The organism is Corynebacterium sp. HMSC073B01 (assembly GCF_001838255.1).
Taxonomy (GTDB): Bacteria; Actinomycetota; Actinomycetes; order Mycobacteriales; family Mycobacteriaceae; genus Corynebacterium; species Corynebacterium jeikeium_D.
In genome coordinates this window covers 44,019-62,793 of the sequence record NZ_KV836159.1, presented here as the reverse complement: position 1 = coordinate 62,793, position 18,775 = coordinate 44,019, and the positions used below count along the sequence as shown (strand labels likewise).

The 18,775-nt window shown below is 58.1% G+C and carries 19 protein-coding genes and 1 pseudogene; 9 read left to right on the top strand and 11 right to left on the bottom strand.

Annotated elements, in window-relative coordinates:
• Window positions 1-52 precede the first annotated feature (52 nt).
• On the bottom strand, window positions 53-1,765 hold the full coding sequence (locus tag HMPREF2849_RS06105) for a SulP family inorganic anion transporter (protein ID WP_016423154.1): 1,713 nt from the start codon (window positions 1,763-1,765) through the stop codon (window positions 53-55).
• A 286-nt stretch (window positions 1,766-2,051) separates the two neighbouring features.
• The gene (locus HMPREF2849_RS06100; protein ID WP_016423152.1) at window positions 2,052-2,294 is read right to left on the bottom strand and encodes a hypothetical protein; all 243 of its coding nucleotides are present in this window, start codon (window positions 2,292-2,294) and stop codon (window positions 2,052-2,054) included.
• 194 nt (window positions 2,295-2,488) lie between these two features.
• Here HMPREF2849_RS06100 and HMPREF2849_RS11340 point away from each other — a divergent pair.
• Window positions 2,489-2,587: pseudogene (locus HMPREF2849_RS11340) on the top strand (YtoQ family protein); the annotation flags it as partial.
• Between the two features lie 16 nt (window positions 2,588-2,603).
• Here HMPREF2849_RS11340 and HMPREF2849_RS11335 read toward each other — a convergent pair.
• Window positions 2,604-2,927, bottom strand: coding sequence for an amphi-Trp domain-containing protein (locus HMPREF2849_RS11335; protein WP_168161663.1), 324 nt, complete (start codon window positions 2,925-2,927; stop codon window positions 2,604-2,606).
• Between the two features lie 334 nt (window positions 2,928-3,261).
• On the opposite strand from HMPREF2849_RS11335, the gene HMPREF2849_RS06090 reads away from it, so the two are divergent.
• Window positions 3,262-3,756 (top strand): 2'-5' RNA ligase family protein, encoded by a 495-nt coding sequence (locus tag HMPREF2849_RS06090; RefSeq protein WP_016423149.1) that lies wholly within the window; start codon window positions 3,262-3,264, stop codon window positions 3,754-3,756.
• Window positions 3,757-3,854: 98 nt separating this feature from the next.
• Here HMPREF2849_RS06090 and HMPREF2849_RS06085 read toward each other — a convergent pair whose 3' ends face one another.
• The 5 genes from HMPREF2849_RS06085 to HMPREF2849_RS06065 form a co-directional block, all read right to left on the bottom strand.
• Window positions 3,855-4,739, bottom strand: coding sequence for a hypothetical protein (locus HMPREF2849_RS06085; RefSeq protein WP_070595532.1), 885 nt, complete (start codon window positions 4,737-4,739; stop codon window positions 3,855-3,857).
• Window positions 4,740-4,885: 146 nt separating this feature from the next.
• Window positions 4,886-6,109 (bottom strand): MFS transporter, encoded by a 1,224-nt coding sequence (locus HMPREF2849_RS06080; RefSeq protein WP_371440743.1) that lies wholly within the window; start codon window positions 6,107-6,109, stop codon window positions 4,886-4,888.
• Between the two features lie 69 nt (window positions 6,110-6,178).
• Window positions 6,179-6,703 (bottom strand): CBS domain-containing protein, encoded by a 525-nt coding sequence (locus HMPREF2849_RS06075; RefSeq protein ID WP_049189374.1) that lies wholly within the window; start codon window positions 6,701-6,703, stop codon window positions 6,179-6,181.
• Between the two features lie 295 nt (window positions 6,704-6,998).
• Window positions 6,999-7,871, bottom strand: coding sequence for a patatin-like phospholipase family protein (locus tag HMPREF2849_RS06070; protein WP_070438737.1), 873 nt, complete (start codon window positions 7,869-7,871; stop codon window positions 6,999-7,001).
• 98 nt (window positions 7,872-7,969) lie between these two features.
• Window positions 7,970-9,220, bottom strand: coding sequence for a glutaminase (locus HMPREF2849_RS06065; protein ID WP_049189376.1), 1,251 nt, complete (start codon window positions 9,218-9,220; stop codon window positions 7,970-7,972).
• Window positions 9,221-9,372: 152 nt separating this feature from the next.
• On the opposite strand from HMPREF2849_RS06065, the gene HMPREF2849_RS06060 reads away from it, so the two are divergent.
• Both HMPREF2849_RS06060 and HMPREF2849_RS06055 read left to right on the top strand, forming a co-directional pair.
• On the top strand, window positions 9,373-10,806 hold the full coding sequence (locus HMPREF2849_RS06060) for a GuaB1 family IMP dehydrogenase-related protein (protein ID WP_049189377.1): 1,434 nt from the start codon (window positions 9,373-9,375) through the stop codon (window positions 10,804-10,806).
• Between the two features lie 167 nt (window positions 10,807-10,973).
• A complete protein-coding gene (locus tag HMPREF2849_RS06055; protein WP_088611608.1) occupies window positions 10,974-11,423 on the top strand; it encodes a YchJ family protein in 450 nt (149 codons plus the stop codon).
• On the opposite strand, the gene HMPREF2849_RS06050 is transcribed toward HMPREF2849_RS06055, so the two are convergent.
• Window positions 11,420-12,373: a DUF808 domain-containing protein gene (locus HMPREF2849_RS06050; RefSeq protein ID WP_070862744.1), complete on the bottom strand. Its 954-nt coding sequence runs from the start codon at window positions 12,371-12,373 to the stop codon at window positions 11,420-11,422. The genes HMPREF2849_RS06055 and HMPREF2849_RS06050 overlap by 4 nt on opposite strands.
• A gap of 171 nt (window positions 12,374-12,544) precedes the next feature.
• Between HMPREF2849_RS06050 and HMPREF2849_RS06045 the strand changes: the two genes are divergently transcribed.
• Window positions 12,545-13,252: an isochorismatase family protein gene (locus HMPREF2849_RS06045; protein WP_016423140.1), complete on the top strand. Its 708-nt coding sequence runs from the start codon at window positions 12,545-12,547 to the stop codon at window positions 13,250-13,252.
• A gap of 62 nt (window positions 13,253-13,314) precedes the next feature.
• On the opposite strand, the gene HMPREF2849_RS06040 is transcribed toward HMPREF2849_RS06045, so the two are convergent.
• On the bottom strand, window positions 13,315-13,869 hold the full coding sequence (locus HMPREF2849_RS06040; protein WP_005510604.1) for a gamma carbonic anhydrase family protein: 555 nt from the start codon (window positions 13,867-13,869) through the stop codon (window positions 13,315-13,317).
• A 106-nt stretch (window positions 13,870-13,975) separates the two neighbouring features.
• Here HMPREF2849_RS06040 and HMPREF2849_RS06035 point away from each other — a divergent pair, with 106 nt between their 5' ends.
• The 4 genes from HMPREF2849_RS06035 to HMPREF2849_RS06015 all read left to right on the top strand — a co-directional run bounded on the left by HMPREF2849_RS06035 (window position 13,976) and on the right by HMPREF2849_RS06015 (window position 17,607).
• Entirely contained in the window at window positions 13,976-14,299 is a 324-nt protein-coding gene (locus tag HMPREF2849_RS06035) for a putative quinol monooxygenase (RefSeq protein ID WP_038629105.1), read from the top strand.
• Window positions 14,299-14,916, top strand: coding sequence for a hypothetical protein (locus HMPREF2849_RS06030; RefSeq protein ID WP_016423139.1), 618 nt, complete (start codon window positions 14,299-14,301; stop codon window positions 14,914-14,916). Before HMPREF2849_RS06035 ends, HMPREF2849_RS06030 begins: the two co-directional genes overlap by 1 nt.
• Window positions 14,917-15,101: 185 nt before the next feature.
• Window positions 15,102-15,968 (top strand): 3-hydroxybutyryl-CoA dehydrogenase, encoded by an 867-nt coding sequence (locus HMPREF2849_RS06025; protein ID WP_016423138.1) that lies wholly within the window; start codon window positions 15,102-15,104, stop codon window positions 15,966-15,968.
• 280 nt (window positions 15,969-16,248) lie between these two features.
• Window positions 16,249-17,607 carry an acid phosphatase gene (locus tag HMPREF2849_RS06015; RefSeq protein ID WP_070862743.1) on the top strand — a complete coding sequence of 453 codons (1,359 nt, stop codon included), beginning with the start codon at window positions 16,249-16,251 and terminating at the stop codon, window positions 17,605-17,607.
• A gap of 8 nt (window positions 17,608-17,615) precedes the next feature.
• Here HMPREF2849_RS06015 and HMPREF2849_RS06010 read toward each other — a convergent pair whose 3' ends face one another.
• On the bottom strand, window positions 17,616-18,767 hold the full coding sequence (locus tag HMPREF2849_RS06010; protein ID WP_016423135.1) for a MalY/PatB family protein: 1,152 nt from the start codon (window positions 18,765-18,767) through the stop codon (window positions 17,616-17,618).
• Window positions 18,768-18,775: the final 8 nt, after the last annotated feature.

The window sequence follows — 18,775 nt, the reverse complement described above, 5'->3', positions numbered from 1 at the left end:
CACGATTGCAGGGTCGACTGCGACGGAGTGACCATTGTCTGGCTCAGCCAAGCTATTGACTCTGCGATGCCGCGGGTGCGCCATCAGACTCTTCATGCTGAATGCGCGAGGCATGCAGTCGGGCGTGGGCGATGGCGTCGAGAGTGTTGTCGAAGACGTGATTCTCGTGCGCAAGCTGGTCGAATACGCCGAGTTCGCGCAACACCGGAATATGTTCGGGCTTCGTGGCTGCGAGCAAGACCCTGGTACCGCGGCGTTCGAGGCGCCCAATCGTGTCGGCGAGCATCTGGGCGCCGGTGGCGTCGATCGTCGTAACGTAGCGCATGCGGAGCACGACAACCTTGACCGACGAGACATCAGCGAGCTCGAGGAGGAAATCGTGCGCTGCACCAAAGAAGAGGGGGCCTTCCATACGGAAGGCGGCGATGTGCTCGTCGAGAAGCTCACGCTCCTTGTCGCGGTGGTCTCCCTCGTCTAGCGGGGCGGCCTCTAATACCGCCGTGCGGGCGGTATCGCGCAGTGCGAAGAAGCCCGCCATAATGAGGCCGATGAGCACGGCGACTACAAGATCGAACACGACGGTGGCGGCAGCTGTGATGAGCAGGGTCGCCCCGTCGCCCTTGGTGGCGCGTATCACCGAGCGGAGGTTCCGCGGGTGGAGCATCTGAATCGCAGTGGCGATGAGCACGCCGGCGAGCGCGGCGAGAGGAATCTCGCCCACCCACCGAGCCGCGACGAGTACGGCGACGAGCAGGAGCAGCGAATGGAACACCGCTGCCAGGCGTGTGCCTGCGCCTGCCCGCACATTGACGGCAGTTCGGGCAATCGCGGCGGTCGCGGGAATCCCGCCGAACAGGGGCGCGACGACGTTGGCCACGCCCTGTCCAAAGAGCTCGCGGTCGGGATCGTGCCGGTCGCCAACAGTCATTGCGTCGGCAACCGTCGCAGATAGTAACGATTCCAACGCGCCGAGAGCTGCGACGGCGACTGCTGCCAACAGAAGCGAATCCAGGTGCTCCCACGGGATCTGTGGCCAGCGCGGGGCAGGCAACGTCGACGGGATGTACCCGATTGTCTTCAGGCCGCTGTCTGCCAGCATGTTGATGGCCGTCGCGGCAGCTACCAACACCAGCGCCGCGGGGAAGCCGCTACGAACGCGCGCAGCAAGCACGATTCCAGCCGCCACCGCAATGGTCATCACGGGCGCTTGCCATGCCGGAGCGTCTAACCAAGCTTTGATTGCGCCCCACGCCAACCCGAGGACTTTCTCGCCGTCCACGTCAACACCGAGTGCTGCGGGCAGCTGTTGGAGGCCGATGATTAACGCAATACCGGCGGTGAAACCTTCGACGACAGGTAACGGCATGTACTTCATCGCTCGGCCAGCACCGGTGACCGCCAACACGAGCAGCATGAGCCCTGCCAGCACGCCGACGACGAGCACCCCATCGGCACCATGGTTGGCCACGATGGGGATTAACACGACGGTCATTGCGCCGGTCGGGCCGCTTACCTGGACATTGCTACCGCCGAAGACTGCGGCCAGGATACCCGCGACGATGGCCGTCGTAATTCCGGCCGCCGCGCCGACACCGGACGCAACGCCGAAGCCGAGTGCGAGGGGGAGGGCGACGAGGGCCACCATGAGGCCTGCCGAGAGGTCGCGCCCGATTGTCGCGCGGGACCAGTCCGAGCGGCGCGGTGCGAAACGCAGGGCACGGGACCGGATGCCCACCGTAGAGGCGGCGGAGGAGGGGTGGGTCATGCTACTTTCTTGCTCCTTCAGGGCTCAATGACACTCAAAGGATACACAAGGTGCCATCCTCCGACGGTCACATTCCCGGTTCTGGCCGAGGCCTCATGTCGGGGGAATAAAACTTCCTGACCTGGCGGGAGTTCGCTGGAGCGTTGTCGCGGTGCTTGGAGTGACGTGCGTGAGCCGGTGTCCGAAGAGCAGGTAGCCCAGGAGAACCGGTACCAGTGTCATACAGAGCGCGACACCACTGCTCATGGGTCGGGCCTGACGGCGGGCTGGGGGGGGCGAGGGCCGGCTACCGGATCCGGGCTTTCGCAGTGACGAGCAGCAGGGCGGCATGGTCGACTTCGCCGTTTTTGATCTCGCGATTGAGCTTGTGTAGCACCACGGGGCAGCGCAGGCAGCGGATGCCGGATTTGCAGCACTTCTTCTTCGGTGTCATCGCAGCCAGTTTGAAGGGGTCCTTGCCGGCGAGCTTTTTCGCGGCTTTGGCGGCGTCCTTCTTCTTGCCCTTGTCGCCTTTCTTGCCCTTGGCCATGCGCGTTCCCTTCGTCGCGAATTTTCCTGAATTAGGTTAGCGTCACCTCATGCGATGTGGGGAGGCGTGGGTGCCTGACGGGTGTAATTGGGTGTTGCTTGACGACGGCTCGCTTGTCGGCCAGTGCCGCAGCGGTAAATGACGGCCAAAGGACGCAAAATCGACCAAAACGACTCAAATCTGTTCGCTGTGACCTGCGGAAATGGCGAGCGGTAGTGAGTTGTTTCGGCGACCAGTACAAGCAGTGGAACGCAGCCTTCGATGCAGGTTACTGTGCTGCGCGGAACAAACCGGACAGCAACAAGCCTGCTAGGAGATTGCGAAGCCAGATGCTGGTCCTGGCTTTTCGACAGGCTCGCCAGCCTCGTCGACCATCCAGTCGATTTCCAGCTCTAGCTCGCGCTCGATGCCGGTACGCTTTCGGGAATCGACAACTTCCATCGTGGTATTAAACGATGTTGGCATGGTCATCGTCACCGCGGACTTGCCAGTGCCGAGAGTCATTTCCCCGGCGCGGATGCGAGCCGCCAGCGTCTCCAGCAAATCAGCGAGCTCTTCGCGACTGAAGCTTGCCTTGCTCTTCACCAACTTTTGATTCTTCGGGGGCGTAATCTTTTTAGGTTTCGGTGCCATGTCTTTACGTACCTTTCCAGCCGTGTCGGTATTTGTGCCACGTGGAGAATCGGCCGTCATTCCACACTGTTTTTGAAGATGCTCTAGAGGGCTTTCAGGAAGCCTGCCCACCTCCATTATCCCAATAAAAAGTTGTTTTTACCAGGGGTAATAATAAGAGGCTAGAAATTTCAATAGGTAGGTTATAAATTGTGGAAAATCCTTACGCTATGCTCTGGAGTGCAAGGTTAGTGCAAGGTCCTGAGTGTCTTAGGTGAAGAGCGCTAGTAACGGCGCCCTTCGTCAGTGCTTCAAGTGTGTCGACCGACAGCAATAGGGGAGGAGTAAGCGTCACGTGGTGTCACCTGACAACATCCTGATGTACCTTCTGCCTGAGCAAGAGGCGCAGGTTAAAGAGATCTTTGCGCAACTGGCAGAGCGTGGATTCCCGCAGCAGAATCAAAAGCCCCACATCACTGTGACTTTTGCGCCGACTATGAGACCGAAGGTAGTCCAACGAGCAGCCGAAATTCTCCCTCCGCTTATGCCAGCAGAGTTTCGCAGGGTAGGAACGGTAGTGTTCGGCACAAAGAGTAAACAGACTGTCGCATGGTTATTAGAAACAAGCGATGAGCTGGAAGAGGCTGCTCGCGCAATCAGTCGTCTCAACCCTGACGGCCGCGGCTCCCGCTGGATTCCGCACCTGACCATGGGCCTGAGAATTCCACGGGATATTGTGCCGGACTACGTGCGCGCACTTGACGAAATAACGAACCCGCACTTTAAAACTCTCAACGCGCCACGAGCTGCGTTCTGGAGTCCCAAAGTGCAGGAATTGACGGAGTTCTAGGGAGACTCCGGTACTTGTGTGCTGATGCTCCTCAGCGATTGCGTCCCGCTATTTCGCAAAAACTGTGGTTTCAGAAAACAGTAGGCTAAGAAGAAAAACTAAGCAGCATCCATAATCTTCTTTGCCTGGGCATCGAAGACCTCCAAGGCACGCTTCTTTGCCGCTTCCTTAGACTCTGGAGTTGCCTCTGGAATCTGCATGGGATCCGTCGTGTTTTCCATGTTGTCAGTTGGTACATCCGGAGTCGGGGCGGCGGACACCATTACCATTACGCCATTGACGATCCCGACAATGTCGTAGCTGGTGGCCGTAGTATCCGTGCCACCGGCGTTGATGTTCGCACTGGTCTCGTGTGCAGTGAACTCAGCTGGCTTGACGGAAAGATTTGGCTCCCACTTTTCTCGGTGCAGTTTCATTGTGGTCGTCATGTCCATGTCATTAAACATGTCCTGCATCTCAGGAGAAATCTCCTGACCTTCCATGGAGTCTTTCAGAATGTCGGAAGCATCCATCGTAGCCGTCACGTCGGAGCACTTTTCGAGGCTGTCCTCGTACTTCTGGTACGCCTCAGGATTCTTCAATATCGAGACGCTGACAGTGACGTTCTCTTCCTTAATGTCCGTGTAAGCGCCGGCAGCATTCTCCAATTCCTCAGTTGAGTTGGTGAAAGTGGCGCATTCGGCCGGTTCAAACTTCATGGAATCTTCCGAAAACATCTCCATGGCATCTTTGAACCCGGTGATCTTGTTTCCGGAGAAGTCCGCCCCTTGAACTTCATTTGTGAGTAGGAGCTGATCTTCGGCTGCAGCAGGAGCTGACCCATCTGCTTTCGTCATCTTGCTGGTCGACTCTTTGCCTGCCTCACCACCGGCATTGCTGCTTTCTTCCCCCGAGCCACATGCTGTGAGCAACGCGGCGCTTGCCAGACCCGCCACTACAGTTGTCGCAAACTTCTCCCACATTCCAGAGCTGCGCTGCTTCATGATTCCTCATTCCATCGAGCTGAATTTCAACAACCTATGCAACCCGCCCAGGAGCCCTGGGCCGGAGCCAAGCTTTTGTGAAAGAAAGAATACAAGAGCTCGTCTCAGCTCGCTTCCCCAAAACAAGGATTTCAGTCGCGTCTGCTTTACGACGCTCCGTCGGACCTCACCGCAGACTGCGCAACCTTTGCCACGGGATACATGGAGACCATTGCAATGATCGCACCGAAGACGAAAACGGGCACAAACCCGAATTTCGGCGCTGCGAAAGAAATAACAAAAGGAGCGAAGAAACCAACATAGGTCAGCGAATAGTAGATAGCGGTGGCAGCACCCAACTCGGCTGGCGGTGCGATAATTTGCACTTCGCGGAGACCGGAGACCATCATTACGCCATATGCGGCACCGAGGGTCAGAGCGGCGGGGAAAACGCTCCACACGTTCTGGGTGAGTGCGACGATGAGGCTGAGCAACATTCCGACCGTCGTTAAGCCAAGACCGAAAATAGCTGGCGGGATAAAGCTGCTGGAACTGATTCGAGTGACCAGTGGTTGCACCAGAACGCCGGTGCCCATCGTGATGCAGGCGATGAGTCCGGCAAAGGCAATGGGGTAGCTGGATTCGGCGATTGTCGGAAGGACGACGAACGATGTGCACGCGGCACCGAAGACCCACGGTGCCCAAGCGGCGACTGCCCACAGGAATCTCGGGCTAAGCGTGGCGGAGGAGAAGAACCGTTGCGGGGTGTCGCTGTGCGCTGAGGTTGGCAGTCCGCCGGAAGCGTTCCATGTCAGTGGTGTGATGCCAAGCAGCAGTGCGAGATGAACAAGATAGGGGATGACATCAGGGCGGGGAGCAAACTCCGCGACCAACCCGGAAGCCAGGGGGCCGAGGGAGAACCCGGCGGAGAGCGCAACGGTTGCGCGCCGAGCGGAAATTTGAGGTGCGACGGGCGCAATCTCTTTAATCCACGAGGCGCCGGCGGCCATTACCATACCCATCGAAATGCCGACGACAAGGCGTCCTATCAGCAGTGATGGGAAGTGGAACCAGACGCCGGTGAGTAGGACGACGGAGCCGGCGGCAGAGGTTATGAGTGCGGGCCGGATGATGGCGCGACGGCCGAGCCGGTCGGAAAGTGGGCCGCAGATGAGTAGCGCGGGGATGAGTCCTGCGACGTAGATGGCGAAGAGAAAGGTGACCTGGGACTGGTTGAGAGCATCGGTTATTCGATACGCGGGCAGGAGTGGTGCGAAGAGGTTGGCTCCAAACGCAACCGCGAACATGCCCAGGGCTACCCGAATCCAGTCTCGTATCACGGTTGCCTCCTGAGGGCTCTCATCTGTGGGGATAGAACAGTGTGGTAACAACAATAGGCCAGCTAGCAAACGCTAGCTGGCCTATTGAGTTACTCGGGTCGTCTACCCAAGTTAGTCGCCCTAGTTATTGGCGGCGCCGAAAAACGCGGTAATCGGCGAGAAGAATCCCTTGGACTTCTTTGACTTCTTAGCTGCCTTTGTCCTGCCAAGAATGCGCTCAGAGATGCGGTCGGTGAGGACACCTACCAGCTTGCCGCTGCGGACGACGGGCAGCTCGCTGAGCGGCCCGTCAATAAGCTGGCGAGCCCTGATTGCAGCTGGATCCTCGGGCTTGACAAAGACCTTCACCGGGGCGCCGACGGTGTTCATGTAGGCATCGCGGTCGGCGTACTCACGGAGTTCCTTCAGCGTAATATCGCTGGTCAGGTAGCCTTCATCGTCGACGAGGAAGACACAGGTATCGTCATCGAGACCAGCAAATTCGGCTGCGTAGGTGCTCAGTGCCTCACCGACCGTGATGTCCTCCGGCAGCGCAATGTAAGAATCCGTCATGTGCATGCTTACGGTGTCAGGCAGGAGGCTGTACGGGCTGATTGAAGACTTCGGCTTGAAGAAGTTGGCGATGGTGTTCTGTGTCTGTGTCATTGTGGATCCTTTTCCAGGTATCCCAGCTCCTTTGCTAGGAGGGAATTTCTGTTGATTGAAAAATTATGGCTCCCCGCCTAAGAGTGTTGGCAATGTAATGCCGTAACTAAAGGTGGCCACTTGAGATGGACCCTTGCTTCGAGAGTCTTTCGAAACTCTCGATAAAGTGCAGGGCAGCGGCCTATGTGGATATAGGAGCCTTACCTAACGAGGTTGTTCGCTACGCAAAGGTTAACACAAGGTTACGTACACAGTAAAGAGGAATGAACGAAAAGCTTCCTAAAGGTGGCGGGAGTTATAAGCCCATGAACTCTCGAATTGCTGGCCATTCGGCATCGGCTTGCGCCCGGCCGAGCTCGTAGTTGTGCAGCAGCTTCGACCGCCTCCGCTCCGCCTTTGTGATGCTCATGTTATTGGCGTAGAAAACATATGCTTGGCCTTTTCGTTCAAGCTCAGCAGCCCAATCGAGAGAAGCGTTGTAGCGCTCGTGTCTAGTGATAAGCAGCTCAGCCACCACCGGGTTACTGCGGAAAATCTGGCGCAGTAGCTGTGGGCGCTTAGGGGCGGTGCGACGGAATCCTTTCGGGCGAGTCAGGACGATGAGGAACTTCTTGAAACCATCTGCTTCGGCGGCATTAATGGGAATGCCACCTGATGATCCCAGTGCACCGTCGACGAACGGAACGCCATCAATATAGGGCATACGCATGACACCCGGAATCGTCGAACTGGCGCGAGTGTACTTCATCAGCGTAGGTAGATCTGGGATATCGTCCGGCCCCCAGTTGATGGTCTCGCCCGTATCCGCTCGGACAGCAGAAATCCGGTAGGGAGTTGGATTGTTCTTAAAAGTCTCGTAATCCAGGGGCATGGCGCCGTCGGGAAGTCCCGCGTCTTCGTAGATGTACTCGGCATCGAAATAGCCCCGCCCGCGCAACATTGGGCGCCAGCCACTGCTGTTCGGCTGTGCGATGAAGTCAGTGAAGCTATTTATAGAGCGCTGGATATCCCGGGAAAGGTAATTGACCACGTGAGAGGCGCCGGCGCTTACGCCACCGACCCAGCCGACATCGATGCTCTCGCGAAGTAGCCGCTCGACGAAAGGTGCCGTGTAACTATTGCGAGTCCCTCCGCCCTCGAAGACTAATGCCACATCGCTGACCTGCATTTACATCCCTCCGGTTGTTCTCGCGCTGCTGCCTTTCGAGCGTTACGATCGTTCAAGACTACCCGAACGTCACCATATTGGATTTCGGTTAGCGTAGTTTACGGCGCATCTTGGAGGATGACTGGCAGCAGCCCCTCGCCCATATCTGGGTTCGGCAGTACGCCCTCCGGGTCGTAGAACAAGATCTCCTTGCCGTCATGGCTCAGACGTCGCATCGCTTCCAGAATCAACGTGCGTCCCACCGGGTTGACAATGCCAACGCGGCTGACGTCGAAGACAACTTCGCTTTCCGACGGTGTGGAAGTCGCCAACCTGTTGAGAATGATCTCGGCCGCAGTGAAGTTGACTGGGCCCTGAATCTCGATGATCGAGCGGCCATTGCTGACGCGCGTACCGCGCAGCGCACGCGAACCAATCGCATCGGCATCCATGAGATGAAGACCCAAATCTTCGGAGAGCTTCCGGAAGATGGCAATGCTGCGGACGCTGTTGCCGTGGTCGTTCAATCGCGGCGAAAAGGCTGCAAGACCCGCCTGTCCAGGCAGCGCTCCCAGCAAGCCGCCGGCGACACCGCTCTTGGCGGGAATCCCGACCTCGGTAAACCATTCACCGGCCTCGTCATACATGCCGGCAATAGCCATCACGGACAAGACTCTGCGAACAACCGAGCGGCCGAGCACAGTCTGATTGGTGACCGGGTTAACGCCACCGTTGGCCAACACTGCGGTCATCATGGCGACATCGCGAGTGTTGACCAGCACGGAGCACTGTGCGGTGTAGCCGCGGACAGCATCGTGGGGCGTGGTTTCGATGAAACCGTAAGCTGCCAGCATATGTGCGATGGACATGTTTCGATGGGCAGTGTCCATTTCGCATTCATAGGCATCGTAGTCAACGCGGAGCTTACGGCCAGCCAAAGTTGAGAGAAGCTCCACCATGTGCTTGGTGCGAGTCTTCCAGTTGGCACCTGGCTGGCATACGAACTGGTTGATGGTCAGTGCACCGACATTAATCATCGGATTCTTTGGTCGGTGCGTGCCCTGCTCCAGCGACAGCTCGTTGAAAGCCTCACCGGAAGGTTCGGTGCCCACAATGCTGTCGATTTTGTCTGTGCCGTGCTCGGTGATGGCTGCGGCATAAGCGAAGGGCTTGGACATCGACTGAATGGTGAATTCAGTATCGGTGTCGCCCGTGGCGTAGGTGCGACCTGACACGGTGGTCATAGCAAGTGCCAGGCGGTCGGGATTAGCTTGGGCAAGGGTGGGAATATAGTCCGCTACCTCGCCAGACTCATCGGGGCGGACGGATTCGACGATTTCGGACAAGTAATCTTTGATCGGCGTTTTCATCAGATTCTGCTAAGCATCTTTCCTGGGCTGAAAAATCCCGGTTGAGTCAATGGAGTCCCGTTCGAACCTACACCAGGCGAGGTCAGCCACTGATGCTCACCTCTGTGCACTCTCACCGTGCGCGCCGGAAAAATCGGCATATCCTGGGGTGTGTGAAATTCCTCAACGATCAGTCCGCGCCCTACGAGTTGACCTACAGCGATGTCTTCATGGTGCCGTCAAAGTCATCCGTCGGCTCTCGCATGGGTGTCGATTTGGCCACCGATGATGGCACCGGCACAACCATTCCGATTGTCGTCTCCAATATGACGGCCATCTCCGGTCGCCGGATGGCCGAAACCACCGCTCGCCGAGGCGGAATTGCCATCCTGCCGCAGGACGTCCCAGCTGACATTGCCGCTGAGACCATCCGCAAGGTCAAGTCCGCTGGGCTGGTTTTCGACACTCCGATCGTCGTCAAGCCTCACCACACCGCGGGGTATGCGCGCCATCTTCTGCCGAAGCGCGCGCACGGTGCGGCAGTGGTGGTGGAAGACAACAAACCGGTTGGGCTGATTACCGGCCGTGATCTGGCGGGCGTTGACAACTTTGCGCAGGTGGGGACGCTCATGTCCACTTCGCTATTTACGCTTCCGGCCGATATTGAGCCCCGTGACGCTTTTGACCAGCTCACTGCTTCCGGGCGCAAACTCGCTCCAGTGGTGGACGCCGATGGCGCGCTGGTGGGTATTCTCACGCGTAAGGGCGCGCTGCGTGCGACGCTTTACAAGCCCGCTGTCGACGCTGAGGGCAAGCTGCGCGTCGGTGCGGCGCTTGGCATCAACGGTGATGTTGAAGGGCGCGCGAAGACACTGCTCGACGCAGGTGCCGACGTGCTCGTTGTCGATACCGCCCACGGTCATCAGGAATCGATGCTCCGTGCTTTACGACGAGTCCGCGCGCTCAACCCACCTGTGCCAATTGCCGCTGGCAATGTCGTGACCGCCAATGGTGTTCGCGACCTAGCGGAGGCGGGAGCCGACATTATTAAGGTCGGCGTCGGTCCGGGTGCGATGTGCACAACCCGAATGCAGACCGGAGTTGGGCGTCCACAGTTTTCTGCCGTGCTCGAATGCGCTGCAGCTGCCCGTGAATGCGGCGTGCATGTCTGGGCTGATGGTGGAGTGAAGGATCCTCGCGATGTTGCGCTTGCGTTGGCTGCGGGTGCGTCCAACGTGATGATTGGCTCGTGGTTTGCCGGTACTTTCGAGTCCCCAGGGGATGTCCAAAAGGACGTCGACGGGCGCATGTTCAAGGAGTCCTTTGGCATGGCTTCACACCGTGCGGTGGAGAGCCGAAATGCACAGGTAGAGGCCTTTGAGAAGGCCCGGCGCGAGATGTTCGAAGAGGGCATCTCGACTGCGAAAATCTACCTGGAGCCAGGCCGCGAAGGCGTGGAGGACCAGATCGATCGCATTATCTCGGGCGTACGTTCTTCGTTCACATACGCGGGTTCGGCCACCATCGAGCAGTTCGCTGAGCGGGCAGTGGTGGGAATTCAATCCGCTGCGGGCTTTGCGGAAGGAATGCCGAGGGCGACGCGGTAGCCGTCGTCAAGCCTCTCGGGGCTAAGCCGACTAGCGGTGCTGCGGGCCAATTGGTAGGTATGTAAAGACGTTGTTAGGACGTGTTTAGTACCACGTGCAAGATTGGGGAGGGGCTGGCGATTATGGGTCGGCAGGTAAGAGAAAACAGTGCTGTAACGGAGTCTGGATTGGTAGCAGGAAACGGTGCTAGAGCAGGAAGCGGGAACGCATTTTTCGCCCGCGCCCGCGTTACTGATTCCGATTTGTGCCCGTGTGGTGGGGGACTCTACGGGCAGTGCTGTGGCCCGCTGCACCGCGGTGAGCGGGAGGCGGTGACCGCAGCTGAGCTGATGGCAGCGAGGTACAGCGCTTACGCTGCCCACGAGGCGGATTACATCTGGCGGACGTGGCATCCGCGCTACCGCCCGGAAGTTATCAATGTCGATGACGGTGTGGAATGGGAAGGACTCACCATCATCAACGCTGTCGATGGCGGCGAGGATGACCGCGAAGGCATCGTGGAATTTGAAGCGGCTTTTCATGACCATGACGGTGTCGGTACGATGCACGAGCGTTCCCGTTTTGTTCGGCGTGCGCGACGTTGGGTCTACGTCGACGGCGAGGTCACGTACTCCTAAGCATCAGACTTGTTGTGCTTGCCGTGGCCGAATGGCAGCACGGCGACAATCGCCACAATGATTGCACCCCAGATGGTGCCGAAAATCAGTGAGCCGGTGGTATTGGCCAACCAGCCGAGGAAGCCGCCGGTAAACAGCTGCTCAAGGTTGTGGACCAGCTGGTAGGGGAGATGCCAGCCCAGCTCGTCGAGGCCGACCACCATGATGTGGCCACCGACCCACAACATGGCAAACGTGCCGATAATGCCGATCGTGTTCAGAACGATTGGCATGGCTTTGACCAGTGCCGTACCAAACTTGCTGATACCGGCTGACTTCTTGGACTGCAGGTGCAGGCCAATGTCATCAATCTTGACCAAGAGGCCCACCACGCCGTAGACCGCAAGCGTGATGATGAGTGCGACCACAATAAGAATCAGCGCGCGATTGAGCAGCGGCTGATCAGCGACCTCATTGAGAGAAATCACCATGATTTCCGCAGAGAGAATCAAGTCTGTGAAAATTGCAGACTTCACCAGCGAATCTTCATTCTGTGGTGTGCGGTTGGTCGCCGCCTCCATCCGCTCCTGCTCAGTCTGATCGGGAGAGATTCGGTGCTTAATCTTCTCCCAGACCTTTTCCATGCCCTCAAAGCACAGGTAGGAGCCACCGAGCATCAAAATCGGCGTCAGCGCCCAGGGCAGAAACTGACTTAGCAGCAATGCAATCGGCAGAATAATGACAATTTTATTGACCAAGGAGCCCTTGGCGATACGCCAAATAATCGGCAGCTCGCGTTTCGGCGAGACACCCTCGACGAATTTAGGTGTCACCGCAGCGTCGTCAACCACAACACCGGCGGCTTTAGCGCTAGCTTTGCCGGCCGCAGCCGCAATATCGTCTGTTGTTGCCGCTGCAGCACGTGCAATCGTGGCAACGTCGTCAAGCAGCGCGACAAGTCCGCCTGCCATAAAAACCTCCCGTATTGGAGGACGCGACCAGGAGCCGTCGTCGTACCAAAGAATTACCGGAGCAATTTTAACCGCTTTCCCGGATTGACTCTGTGTTGTCGGTAGGGCGTCGATGTCCGGTCGATAGTTCACGTGCTCCTCTGAACGTGGGCACGTGGCAAGATATAGGCCATGAACGCTTCCTTCTCCGAAATCTACCGACAGGTCAATGCGGACAACTCGGACAACGCTGGCACCGAGGCAGACACCAGCAATGACGCCCACTCCGAGGAACAGCAGCGCCCGGCGCGTCCCCGCATGGCACTGGTAGTCGTCGACGCTCAGAATGATTTTTCCGCGGGTGGCGCACTTGCCGTCGACGGTGCTGAGGCAGCGTACACCGCTACATATCTGCATGTTGCGGGCACAGCTAACAAGTACTCGGTTCTTGCGACCACCCGTGACAATCACATCGACCCAGGCACGCACTTCTCTGAAACCCCGGATTTCGTCGATACCTGGCCGAAACACTGTGTTGCAGGTACCCCGGGCGCAGAGATTCACCCCGGCATGCAGCGCGCCATCGCGTTTTTTGAGCAGCTCAACCCCGCTGCTGTGCGTATCGATGTCACAAAAGGGGAGTACGCCGCCGCCTACTCCGGTTTCGAGGGAACAACGGAGGCTGGCGTTTCGCTTGCCGACGCTCTCCGCGCCTCTGACATCGAAGAAATCGATGTGGTGGGAGTTGCGACTGACCACTGCGTCCGCGCCACAGTGCTCGATGGCCTCAAGGAGGGCTTTTCCGTTCGTGTTCTGAGCAATCAGGTCGCGGCGGTGGACCCGGAGCGCGGCAAGGCTGCACTAGCGGAATTGGCCGCGGCGGGCGCGACAGTGGTGTAGTGCTGCGACGTTGACCGTCAAACAATCCGCCTAGCCGCTTAGCTAGGCGCCTCGGCAGCCGCCTAGTTAAAAGTCACCATATCCAGGTCGACCTCGCGGAGGTGGCGGTGGTTGGACGCTGTTTCCACATAACGCCCTGCATGGGCGATGAAGCCCTCTGCTTCCTCGGCGGAGAGTTCACGACGCACCTTGGCGGGAACGCCTGCAGCCAGCGACCTGGGGTCGATAATCTGATCTTCCAACACCACGGCACCTGCAGCAATGAGGCTGCCAGCGCCGATACGGGAACGCGAAAGCAGGGTGGACTTCATGCCGATGAGGCAACCATTTTCAACCGTGGTGCCGTGGACCAAGGCCATGTGTCCGACGGTGACATCATCGCCGAGAATCGTGGGCACGCCTCGGTCGACATGGACTGTGGAGTTGTCCTGAATATTGGTGCGCTGGCCGATGCGGATTGGTGCGACGTCTCCTCGGAGAACAGAACCGTAGAACACGGAGCTATCCGCACCGATTTCGACATCACCGATAATGACCGCGCCGGGCGCAATCCAGGCGCTGGAATGAATGCGTGGGGTCTTATCTTGGTAGGTGAGAATGAGCGGAGTGTTCATCATACAAACCAATATAACTGTCACCTGAGGTCAGCGTAAGAAAAATTCTCAGCGAAACTCTATTCGTCGAAGGGTGCAATTCTGCTTGGACGCGCCTACAGTGGGCGACATGATTTTTATCGTTGTGAATTACCAAGTTAAGCCGGAGTTTGCCGACGAATGGATGGACCACGTCGCTGAGTTCACCGCTGCCACCCGCGCAGAGGCTGGCAACAAGTGGTTTGAATGGTCCCGCAGCGTAGAAGACCCCAACCAGTACATCCTCGTCGAGGCATTCGATGATGACGCTGGTGAAGCCCACGTCAATTCCGAGCACTTCGCCAAGGGGCTGGAGGCGATGAAGCCGCTGCTCGCTGAGACCCCGAAGATTGTCTCGCAGGTACTGCCAGATAAGCAGGACTGGGATCGCATGGGCGAGCTGCAGGTCGACTAATGTCCTCAGACACCTTTCGCGATAGCGCAGCCGCTTCCAGCAGGGAGACCTATTCTCTGATTGGGCGTGGCCTGCGTATTAGCTCCGCTGTGCTGGCCTCTGCTCTCGTCGTTGGTCTCAGTGCTTGTGGGGATAGCGATGAGGCAGCCCTGGAGAGCAACCAGAATCAGACAAGCCAGGAGCAGAGTGCTGTTGCCTCAACCGCCGCCATTCGGGATAACTTGGCTCAGCTGGCGGCAGATACTGCGGCGCTGAAGACAGCATCGCAGACGCTGATTGCAAAGGAATCGGTTTCGGAAGAGACTCGAAAGATTGCGCAGCAGGCGGAACCAATCTTTGCTGAAGAGGAAGCGCAGCTAGTCAAGACTCTCGGCGTCGATGTTGATCCGTCGGAGACCAAGCTCGACACCGCCACCATGACTCGCCTCGAGAACGAGGAGGGGCCACACGCAGATATGGCTTATCTGACGTTGATGGAAGGCAGCCTGGATAAGATGCTCGGACAGTGGGAAGAGCTGGAAAAGCATGGCGGAAACGACCTGAAAGAGTTGGCACGCTCTTCTCAGCAGCAGCTGGAAGATATTCAGCAGGCGCTGGAAAAACGTATGCAGTACTAGCCGCTGCCCAAAGCTCGTGGGGGGAAATTCAAGTAAAAAGTCCTGCAAAGCGTGCCCGGGGAACCGGGGAAGTGAGTAGCGTGTAAATAAAGCCAGTGCGCTGTGATCGTCGTCAAGCGAATGCGCACTCGGATGAAGCACAATGCTGGCTAATAACCCAGAGTAGAAGGTAGGAAAACACGCCAATGGCAAATAGTATCTCGCGAGTAGGTATCGTCGGCGCCGGTCAGATGGGCTCCGGAATTATTGAGGTCTGTGCGAAGGCCGGTAGCGATGTCAAGGTCTGGGAGGCCAAGGAGGAGTTCCTTGAGTCCGGCCGCGCCCGTATTGAAAAGTCGCTGGATAAGGCCGTTTCCCGTGGCAAGCTAGAGCAGTCTGCACGTGATGAGATTCTGGGGCGTATTAGCTTCACCACCAAGCTGGAAGACTTCGCTGACCGTGAGCTGGTCATCGAGGCCATCGTGGAGAACCCAGAAGTAAAGGCCAGCGTATTCTCGCAGCTCGATGAAATTGTTGAGTCAGAAGATGCCATCCTGGCTTCCAACACCTCCTCGCTGCCGATTCAGTCCATTGCTGCAGCTACCAAGCGCCCGGAGCGCGTCATGGGTCTGCACTTCTTCAACCCGGTTCCGGTTCTGCCTCTGGTAGAGCATGTCGTTACTCTGACGACCGGTGATGTTCAGTCGGAGCGTGCGTACGAGTACGCTTCCGAGGCGCTGGGCAAGACCGTCATTCGCGCTAAGGATCGCTCGGGCTTCATTGTTAACGCCCTGCTGGTTCCGTACATCCTCGGCGCTATTCGCATGCTGCAGGACGGCATTGCTACTGCAGAAGACATCGATGCCGGAATGGTCAATGGCTGTGCGCACCCGATGGGTCCGCTGACTCTGGCCGACATGGTTGGTCTGGACACCATCAAGTTCATTGCCGATGCCATGTTCGATGAGTACAAGGAGCCGACTTACGCGGCACCTCCACTGCTCAAGCGCATGGTTGAGGCGGGTCACTTCGGCCGCAAGTCCGGCCGTGGCTTCTACGACTACTCCAAGTAGTCCACGCTTTTAGCCCCGTTTGGGGCGAGTATTGAGTTCTTACCGGTTGACGGGCGTTTCTCCCGCCAACCGGTTTCTTTTATGCATTTATCAGTGAAAACCCGGAGTCTGAGGGGGAAAGCTCCCACGATCGGCGCTAGCATTTTGAAAACTTGTTTCTTTTCAACGCGCCGAAACCTCACCGTGCGCTTAACATAAGTGAAGATTTTGTCAGACCTTGGCTTATAGAGCACTTCACAACTGGTGCCTCCCACGCAGCAATCTGGAAAGGAATGCTTCAGTGTCTTCTTTGAAGCCGCACAAGCGCACTGCAACACGTACTCGCGTCGGCGCTGCTACCGCAGCAATGGCAGTTGTAATGGGGCTTACACCGGCAACGGCCGTGGCAGCTCCGGTCAACCCGTTGGCCGAGCACGGCAACCGCCTGGACTCTGTTTCTGATCTTCCAGCTAATGTGGCAGCTCCAGAGGGAATCAAGCTCCCCGGCGGTGGCTTCGAGGTCCCGGATTCCATCTCGCTGCCGTCATCTTCCGGTGAAAACACCGACCCGAATGCGCCGAAGCCAACCTCGTATCGCCCGGACCAGATTGCACGCGCGTACCCGTCGGATGCCGCCACCGATAACTGGTTCTACTTCTACGTTGTGCATCCTTTCGTGGAGCTGGAGAAGAACCACCCAGAGGTTATGGACCAGAACCTCGAAACGGTCGTCCGCATTAACAACGCTGCCAAGAATGACCCGCAGGCACAGGAACTCGCTCTTGATGACGACTACCTGGACCCACTGGCCAATATTTCCACTGCTTTCGGTGCAAACCTGGGCCAGCACTTCCGTGATGCCTACGACGAGGATCGCCTGCCGAAGGTAAAGGCCCTGCTGTCCGGCAACCTTGCTCGCGGCGGCGGTCTGGTCAGCTCGACCTTCTTCGAGAAGTACGTCTACGGCTACGATCGCCCATTTGTGGTGGCGCCGGAGCGCATCGAGCGCTACTACCGCGAAGGTCAGGACGACCCGTACTCGACCACCCCGTCCTACCCGTCGGGCCACACCAACAAGGCTGCATGGACTTCAACCATGCTGGCTATGATGCTGCCGGAGGTTGCACCGCAGATTCAGGCGCGTGCGTCCGAGGCTGGTCATTCTCGCCTTGTCATGGGCGTCCACTACCCGCTGGACGTTATGGGCGGCCGCATGATGGGCAACCAGGCCGCAGCTGATCGTTGGGCAGACCCAGAGTTCCGCCCACTCATCGAAGAAGCCATGGATGAGCTGCGTACGGAGCTCGAGTACCGCTGTAGCGACACCATCGCCAACTGCGTTGCCAAGGACACTCCGTACATGAGCACCGCAGCTGCCGTTCAGCAGTACACCGAACGCATGACCTACGACTTCAAGCAGGTTGGCCCGGCTAACGAGCCAGTTGTTGTTCCGAAGCGTTACGCAGGTTTGCTGGAGACCCGCTTCCCGCAGCTGACTGAGGAACAGCGCAGCTCCGTCCTCGCTCAGACCGCAATCCCATCCGGCTACCCGCTCGATCGCACTGACGGTGAGGGCCAGCACGTTCGCATGAACCTGGCTCGCGCTCTGGCCTCCAACGTTGTTGTCAACGCCGACGGCAGCGTCACTGTCACCAACTAAAACGTCAACTACAAGCGCAGGGCCGCGTCAAGACGGTCCAGGGCCTCACCGAGGATTTCCGGGGAGGTCGCAAAGTTAAGCCGCACATGCCCAACCCCGCCTTCGCCGAATGCGAAGCCGGGGTTGAGTGCTATTTTGGCGTTTTCAACCAGCCACGCAGCTGGGTCCTCACTGTCAACACCAGGCACGTCACCCAAGTCCAACCACGCCAAAAATGATGCTTGCGGTGGGGTAAAGCGAGCCTGTGGCGCAATAGTGGACAAACGTGTTCGCAGAGTCTCACGGTTGGTGCGCAGGACATCGACAAAATTGTCCAGCCAGGGCACGCCATCGCGGTAGGCGGCGGTGGTCGCGGCGACACCAAGAATAGAAGCGCCTTCGCGAACAATGAAGGGCAGCTCCAGCCAGGTTTTGGCATCTTCGTCGTTAAAGATGATTTGCGCACACTTGAGGCCGGCGGTATTCCAGCCCTTCGAGGTAGCAGTCACCGTGATAGTCACGGCCGCCGCGGTATCCGACACCGACGCGGTTGGAGTGTGAGTGCCATCTAGAACAACTGGGCCGTGAATCTCGTCTGAGATAACGCGCGCACCAAAGCGAGCGGCTAAATCGGTAATCTCACGCAGTTTTTCGGGGGAGTAGGTAAAGCCGAGAGGATTATTCGGGTTACACAAGATTAGGCAACCGGCACCGTCGGCGAAGGCGCGTTCGAGGGCGCCGAGATCCGGGCCGTCGGCAAGCGTGGGAATGCACACTGTCTCGCGTCCCAGCGCGGGACCTACCTGGAAAAACGGCATGTAGGCGGGAGTGGGGACGACAATTGCGGAATCGGGGCGGGTGAAGCGTTCAACCGCGAGTGTGACACCGCGGACGACGTCAGCGACGGCAAAGATATTGTCGGGGTTCGGGCGCCATCCGTAGCGTTGTGCAGAAAAGTCCGCGGTTGCGGTCGTAAGCGCGGTGATGTCCTGCGAGAGGTATCCGAATTGTTCGCGCTGACACGCCTCGTCGATTGCGGCACTGACGGCAGGGCAGGTTGTGGCATCGGATTCGGCGACCCACAGTGGCAGCACGTCCGGTGAATATGCGGTCCATTTGACTGTCCTGCGGGAGCGGAGTTCATCGAGGGAGGGGAAAGTGACAGCGTTATTTACACTCATAGTTTCCG